The organism is Acinetobacter sp. YH16038 (assembly GCF_013417275.1).
Taxonomy (GTDB): Bacteria; Pseudomonadota; Gammaproteobacteria; order Pseudomonadales; family Moraxellaceae; genus Acinetobacter.
Window position 1 is genome coordinate 1 of record NZ_VPEG01000073.1, and the last position, 5,334, is coordinate 5,334.

6 protein-coding genes and 2 pseudogenes are annotated in these 5,334 nt (G+C 62.3%); 1 reads left to right on the forward strand and 7 read right to left on the reverse strand.

Going from position 1 to position 5,334, the window contains the following annotated elements; genetic code table 11:
- Positions 1 to 2: 2 nt before the first annotated feature.
- The 6 genes and pseudogenes from repC to FTV34_RS18030 form a co-directional block, all read right to left on the reverse strand.
- Entirely contained in the window at positions 3 to 854 is an 852-nt protein-coding gene (gene repC, locus FTV34_RS16195; RefSeq protein ID WP_010895881.1) for a replication protein C, IncQ-type, read from the reverse strand.
- The gene (locus tag FTV34_RS16200; RefSeq protein WP_172688719.1) at positions 841 to 1,680 is read right to left on the reverse strand and encodes a helicase RepA family protein; all 840 of its coding nucleotides are present in this window, start codon (positions 1,678 to 1,680) and stop codon (positions 841 to 843) included. The genes repC and FTV34_RS16200 overlap by 14 nt, the downstream gene beginning before the upstream one ends.
- Positions 1,681 to 1,745: 65 nt before the next feature.
- Positions 1,746 to 1,982 (reverse strand): hypothetical protein, encoded by a 237-nt coding sequence (locus tag FTV34_RS16205; protein ID WP_010895879.1) that lies wholly within the window; start codon positions 1,980 to 1,982, stop codon positions 1,746 to 1,748.
- 67 nt (positions 1,983 to 2,049) lie between these two features.
- Positions 2,050 to 3,072, reverse strand: coding sequence for a DNA-primase RepB domain-containing protein (locus FTV34_RS18020; RefSeq protein ID WP_306669421.1), 1,023 nt, complete (start codon positions 3,070 to 3,072; stop codon positions 2,050 to 2,052).
- Positions 3,003 to 3,413: an IncQ-type mobilization protein MobB gene (locus FTV34_RS18025; RefSeq protein WP_010895877.1), complete on the reverse strand. Its 411-nt coding sequence runs from the start codon at positions 3,411 to 3,413 to the stop codon at positions 3,003 to 3,005. The genes FTV34_RS18020 and FTV34_RS18025 overlap by 70 nt, the downstream gene beginning before the upstream one ends.
- A gap of 106 nt (positions 3,414 to 3,519) precedes the next feature.
- Positions 3,520 to 4,161 (reverse strand): annotated as a pseudogene (locus tag FTV34_RS18030) (MobA/MobL family protein); the annotation flags it as partial.
- 181 nt (positions 4,162 to 4,342) lie between these two features.
- Between FTV34_RS18030 and FTV34_RS16215 the strand changes: the two are divergent.
- Complete coding sequence (locus FTV34_RS16215; RefSeq protein WP_010904468.1) at positions 4,343 to 4,642, forward strand: hypothetical protein; 300 nt, start codon at positions 4,343 to 4,345, stop codon at positions 4,640 to 4,642.
- A gap of 588 nt (positions 4,643 to 5,230) precedes the next feature.
- Here the strand turns inward: FTV34_RS16215 and FTV34_RS18110 are convergent.
- A pseudogene (locus tag FTV34_RS18110) lies at positions 5,231 to 5,332 on the reverse strand (LysR family transcriptional regulator); the annotation flags it as partial.
- Positions 5,333 to 5,334 lie beyond the last annotated feature (2 nt).

Consider the following 5,334-nt stretch of genomic DNA (forward strand, 5'->3'; position numbering starts at 1 on the left):
GGTCAGCCTGCCGCCTTGGGCCGGGTGATGTCGTACTTGCCCGCCGCGAACTCGGTTACCGTCCAGCCCAGCGCAACCAGCTCCGGCAACGCCTCGCGCACCCGCTGGCGGCGCTTGCGCATGGTCGAACCACTGGCCTCTGACGGCCAGACATAGCCGCACAGGGTATCTATGGCCGCCTTGCCGGTCTTGCCGGGGTCGATCCAGCCACACAGGCGCTGATGCAGCAGGCGGGCCGCTTCGCTGTCCAGCGCTCGCACCTCGTCCATGCTGATGCGCACATGCTGGCCACCACCCATGACGGCCTGAGCAATTAAGGGGTTCAGGGCCACGTACAGACGCCCGCCTGCCTCGTCGCTGGCGTACTCGGCAAGCAGCCGGAACCCCTGCCGCTTGCGGCCATTTTGGGCGATGATGGAGACTGTCCACAGGCGCTCAATGCACTCCCGGATTGCCTTGAACTGGCTGCCGCCATCCTCTGCATACCCGATTTCACGGGCCAGCGCCCGATAGCTGCCCTTAACCACCATGGCATCAGCGGTAACGGCCTCCCACTTGGGTTCCAAGAACAACCGGAGCTGCTGCCCGCCTTCGGTCTTGGGTTCTGGGCTAAGCACTAGGCCATTAGGCCCAGCCATTGCCACCAGCCCTTGCAGGATGCGCAGATCATCAGCACCCAGCGGCTCCGGCCCCTTGAACTCGATCCGCTTGCCGTCGCCGTAGTCATACGTCACGTCCAGCTTGCTGCGCTTGCGCTCGCCCCGCTTGAGGGCACGGAACAGGCCGGGAGCCAGACAGTGCGCCGGGTCGTGCCGGACGTGGCTGAGACTGTACTTGTTCTTAGGCTTCACCACGGCGCACCCCCTTGCTTTTGCGCTGCTTTTCCAGCACGGCGGGTTTGAGCACCCCGCCGTCATGCCGCCTGAACCAGCGGTCTTTGAACGGCACCCCATAGTTGGCCTTGCTGACACCAAAGCGGACGAAATAGGGCCGCTGTGAGTCGTCCACGCCCCATTCCTCGGCCTCGGCGGCCGTCATGCCGGACAGGTAGGACTGCCAGCGGATGTTATCCACCAGCACGGACGATCCCCGGCTGGCCTGCTGCTGGTCGCCTGCGCCCATCATGGCCGCGCCCTTGCTGGCATGGTGCAGGAACACGATAGAACACCCGGTATCGGCGGCGATGGCCTCCATGCGGCCAATCACCTGCGCCATGGGGCCACTGGCGTTCTCTTCCTCGATATGGAACCGACGCAGCGTATCCAACACCATCAGGCGGCGGCCCTCGGCGGCGCGCTTGAGGCCGTCGAACCACTCCGGGGCCATGATATTGGGCAGGCTGCCGATCAGCGGCTGGATTAGCAGACCGTCAGCCACGACTTGCCGTTGCTCGTCGGTCAGGTGCGCCCCCAATGCGTGCAGGCGGTGATGTATAGCGGTGGGCGGGTCTTCGGCGGGCAAGTAGATCACCGGGCCGGTGGGCAGCTCTCCCACGTCCAGCAGGTCGGGGCCGCCTGCGATCTGTGCGGCCAGCTGTAGAACCAGCATGGACTTGCCGGCCCCACCGGGGGACACCAGCGCCCCCACGGTACCGGCCACCATGTTGGGCAGTACGTAGTCAATCGGCGGCGGTAACTCTGTGAAGCTCGCCAGAATATCGATAGGCTTATGAGTAGCCATTGGTTTGCCTCCTTTGCAGGCGGTTGATGGTCAGGCGCTGGCGGGGCATCCCCGCCATGCGCCGCCTAGTCAGTGATAACACGCCACTCTCGCAGCCCAATTTCTCGCACGACCTTGGCCGCCGCATCCAGTGTCTTGAACTGCCGCACATCACCTCTGGCGGTGTGTAAGGTAGGTTGTGCGCTGCCAATGTTGCCGCTCAGCTCGATAGTCCACCCGTTATGCAGAACACTTGACGATCTCACCACGGCACCCTGAATCAATCCAAGCCCAAAATACTCTTTTGCCTTTCCTATATCCATTTTTTAATCCTACTATAAAGTCAAATTGTTTTGACAATATAGCAGTTTTGTTTTATCAAAACAAGCATTACATGCTTAAATCTGGCCCCTTGCTGCGCTGCTTCTGGGTCTGCTTCGCCAGCTCGGCGCGGGCCTCCTGCACCTGCGGAAGCTCCATCACCTTCTGCACCGTACGCTTGATGTAATCGGCCTCATGGCCCGCCTTGCGCTCCATGATAGCGGGGCTAGCCTCGGCCATGGCCTTGCTGATCTCGTCCGGCTCCCGGCCCTTGCTGGCCAGCTTCATGGCCGCGATGAAGTCGCACTTGCTGAGGTCATCACCGTACCGCTTGACCAGCCCGGCCATTTCGCTGCGGTAGTCGTCCACGACGCTGCGGCGATACCGACGCACACTCTGCGGGGCGGTGATCTCGGCCAGTCGTGCCGTCCGTTCCTGTCGGCGCTCGATGCTGTCCAACACCTGCCCGGCCTGCTGCATCAGCTCCGGCCCTGCGGTGGCACTCTTGCCGCTGGACTCCCGGCACAGCACCCACGGCTGATAGCCGGTGCGGCTGGTGTACTTGTCCTTGCGGTTGGTAAAGCCTGCCAGACGGCCATAGTGACGGCTGTCGGCGCTTGCCGGGTCGGCGTCATACTCCCGGGCCAGCTTCCGGGCGATTACGCCCCTATGATCTGCTGGGGCATCCTGAGCCACCTTCACCCATGCCTGATAATTCTTGAGGCTGGTCTCGATGATGGCGGCAGGCTCCCGGCCCTCCTGCTTCATGGCGTCCAGATCGTCGCTGCTGAGGTCGTCAACTAGCACCAGACCATGCCGGGCCTGCTCGGCGGGGCGAATGTAAATATCGTTGCCCTGGGCATTCATGCGCTTGAGCCAGGCGGCGTTCTGCTGCACTTCCTGCGGTGTCCATTCCCGGTTCATCATCTTGCCGCTGGCGGCATCCCGTATGCCGATGTCGTACCGGTCGCAGCCCATGGCCTTGAGCTGCCGGGCGATGGCTTGCGCGGTGCGGTCACCTTTCACTTGAGCTTGAAAATCAGCCATATGCTCCCCTGTTGCTCGATGATTTGCGGCTCCAGCCAAAGCCATGATGCGATCAGCAGCGCCAGAATAGGCATCACGGAAGCGATCAAGACCCCGGCCCACAACCTCCATGTCCAGCCACGGGCGGCGCTCCGGGCCGTCTGGCCGGCCTTGGCCAGTTCCCCTGCGGCTGCCCTCATGTCCTTTGCTGCCTGCCGCCATGCGCTCATGGCTTGCTGTTGCTGGCTCGTCCAGCTCGCGGCCTGCTCCTCGCTGGCCTGCTGTACCTCGGCGATCCGCTGCCGGGCTTCGTCCGCCAGTGTCGCCATGCTCTGGGCCAGCGGCTCTATCTCTGCCGCTAACTCGTTGATCCCTCTGGATTTCCTCACTCTGTCTATCGCGCTCATGCTCGATAACCTCCCGGTATTCTTGTAAGTCGATGATCTGGCCGTTGGCCGTGTCGATGGCTAGGGCGATATCGGCCCTCTCGGTGCGGATGCCCCGGCTCTCCATCTCCACCACGTTAGGGCCAAGATGGATGCCCGGCAAGCGCTCAATGCCCTGCGCCTCAAGGGTGCGATGGTCAATGCGGGCCTCGTGCCCGGCCTGTTCAAGGGCGCGGTTGGCGTAGTGGCTCCATGCCTCGCGGGTCTGCTCAAGCCATGCCTTGGGCTTCAGGCTCTCGGACTTCTGCGCCCCGCCCCGCTCTGGCTGTTTGCCGTTGTACCGCTTAAACCACTGGTCAGCCGGGCGCTCGATACCGTCGTTCTTCCGCTCGGAGATCATCAAGTGGCAATGGGGGTTCTCACCGTTACCGGCATGGATGGCCAGCGTATACGGCAGGCGCTCGCCCTCAGTCAGATGCCGGGCGAATTCGTCCACCAGCTCCCGCTGCTGATCTAGGGTCAGTTCGACCGGCAGGGCAAACTCAATCTCTTTGAATAAGCGACCGTTGGCCCGCTCGTACAGGTCGGCACCGTCCCAGTAGTCGGCGGGACGCTCGGCCCACTCGGGCAGGTGGCCGGACTGGGTGTGCAGCACCTCTTCACGGTCGCGGGAGTAACGGCCCTCCCGCTGGATGTAATCGGCTTTCGCCTTGGCCGATTGGCCGCCGTTCCGGCTGCCGGTCTTGGCCGTAAGGTGATAGATGGCCATAGGGGTTTAGCTCCATGCAATGGCCCTCGGAGAGCGCACAGCCCCGAAGGGGTGCCCCCAGGGCAGTTTCTTGAAGAGAAACCGGTAAGTGCGCCCTCCCGTAAAATGACGGTCGGGGTTTGCGGTGTCTGTGCTCCGATGATAGCATAATGACAAGCACATAACCAAGAGGATTATCAAAATGGCAAAAACAGCGGAACGGCTCGCCAAGCTGGAAGAACAACGGGCACGAATCAACGCCGAGATCCAACGGATCAGAGCACGGGAGCAGCAGCAAAAGCGCAAGGAAAACACCCGGCGCAAAGTGCTGGTAGGTGCATGGATACTCGGCAAAGTTGAAAACGGCGAGTGGCCAGAACAGCGCCTGCTCGATGGGTTGGACAGCTACCTAGAGCGCGACCATGATCGGGCACTGTTCGGACTTCCACCCAAGCAGAAACAGCAGCCACAGGAGCATGGTCAGCCGGAGCCGCAAGGATAGCCAAGCGCAAAGCGGTCAGAATGGCCCCTGAATGGCCCCTTCGGGGCTGCACACCGCCCCCACCCTTCGGGTAGGGAAAAGGCCGCTAAAGCGGCTAAAATCGCTCCAGCGTATTCCCGCGGGATTTGGTATGGGGTTTAGCGGGCTTTGCCCGCCTTTCCCCCTGCCGCGCAGCGGGTGGGGCCGGTGTGTAGCCTAGCGCAGCGGATAGAGAAGTTATCCGGCCTCTGGCCGGCATTTTAAGCAAGGGCAAACAGTGCCCCACTAGGGCGCTGTTAACCGCGCCTAGTGGATTATTCTTGGATAATCATGGATGGATTTTTCCAACACCCCACCAGCTCCCCCCCTTCCTGGGTTTGCAGGTTTAGGGGCGTGACAGTTACGCCGGGGGTTCGTGACAGTTACGCCGGGGGGGCGTGACAGTTACGCCGGGGGCGTGACAGTTGCGCCGGGGGACGGATGGCGTTTGCGATCATGAGGGCGAAGAAGCTCAACAGCATGGGCACGGTGGCGGCTGCGTTGCAGCACTGCTACCGCGACCGCGAGACGCCGAACGCCGATCAGGAGCGCACACCGGACAACGATCACCTGGCTGATACCAAGTGCCTTGGCCGCATGCCGAAAATTCAGATGCTCGGCGACGGCGATGAACTGAACAAGGGAAATGAGCGGTATCCTGCCAGACAGGATAC

Excerpts from the sequence above, each read along its gene's own strand:
- FTV34_RS16205 (WP_010895879.1), bottom strand. The coding sequence starts at position 1,982 with ATGGATATAGGAAAGGCAAAAGAGTATTTTGGGCTTGGATTGATTCAG.
- FTV34_RS18020 (WP_306669421.1), bottom strand. The coding sequence starts at position 3,072 with ATGGCTTTGGCTGGAGCCGCAAATCATCGAGCAACAGGGGAGCATATG.
- FTV34_RS16200 (WP_172688719.1), bottom strand. The coding sequence starts at position 1,680 with ATGGCTACTCATAAGCCTATCGATATTCTGGCGAGCTTCACAGAGTTA.
- FTV34_RS16215 (WP_010904468.1), top strand. The coding sequence starts at position 4,343 with ATGGCAAAAACAGCGGAACGGCTCGCCAAGCTGGAAGAACAACGGGCA.
- FTV34_RS18025 (WP_010895877.1), bottom strand. The coding sequence starts at position 3,413 with ATGAGCGCGATAGACAGAGTGAGGAAATCCAGAGGGATCAACGAGTTA.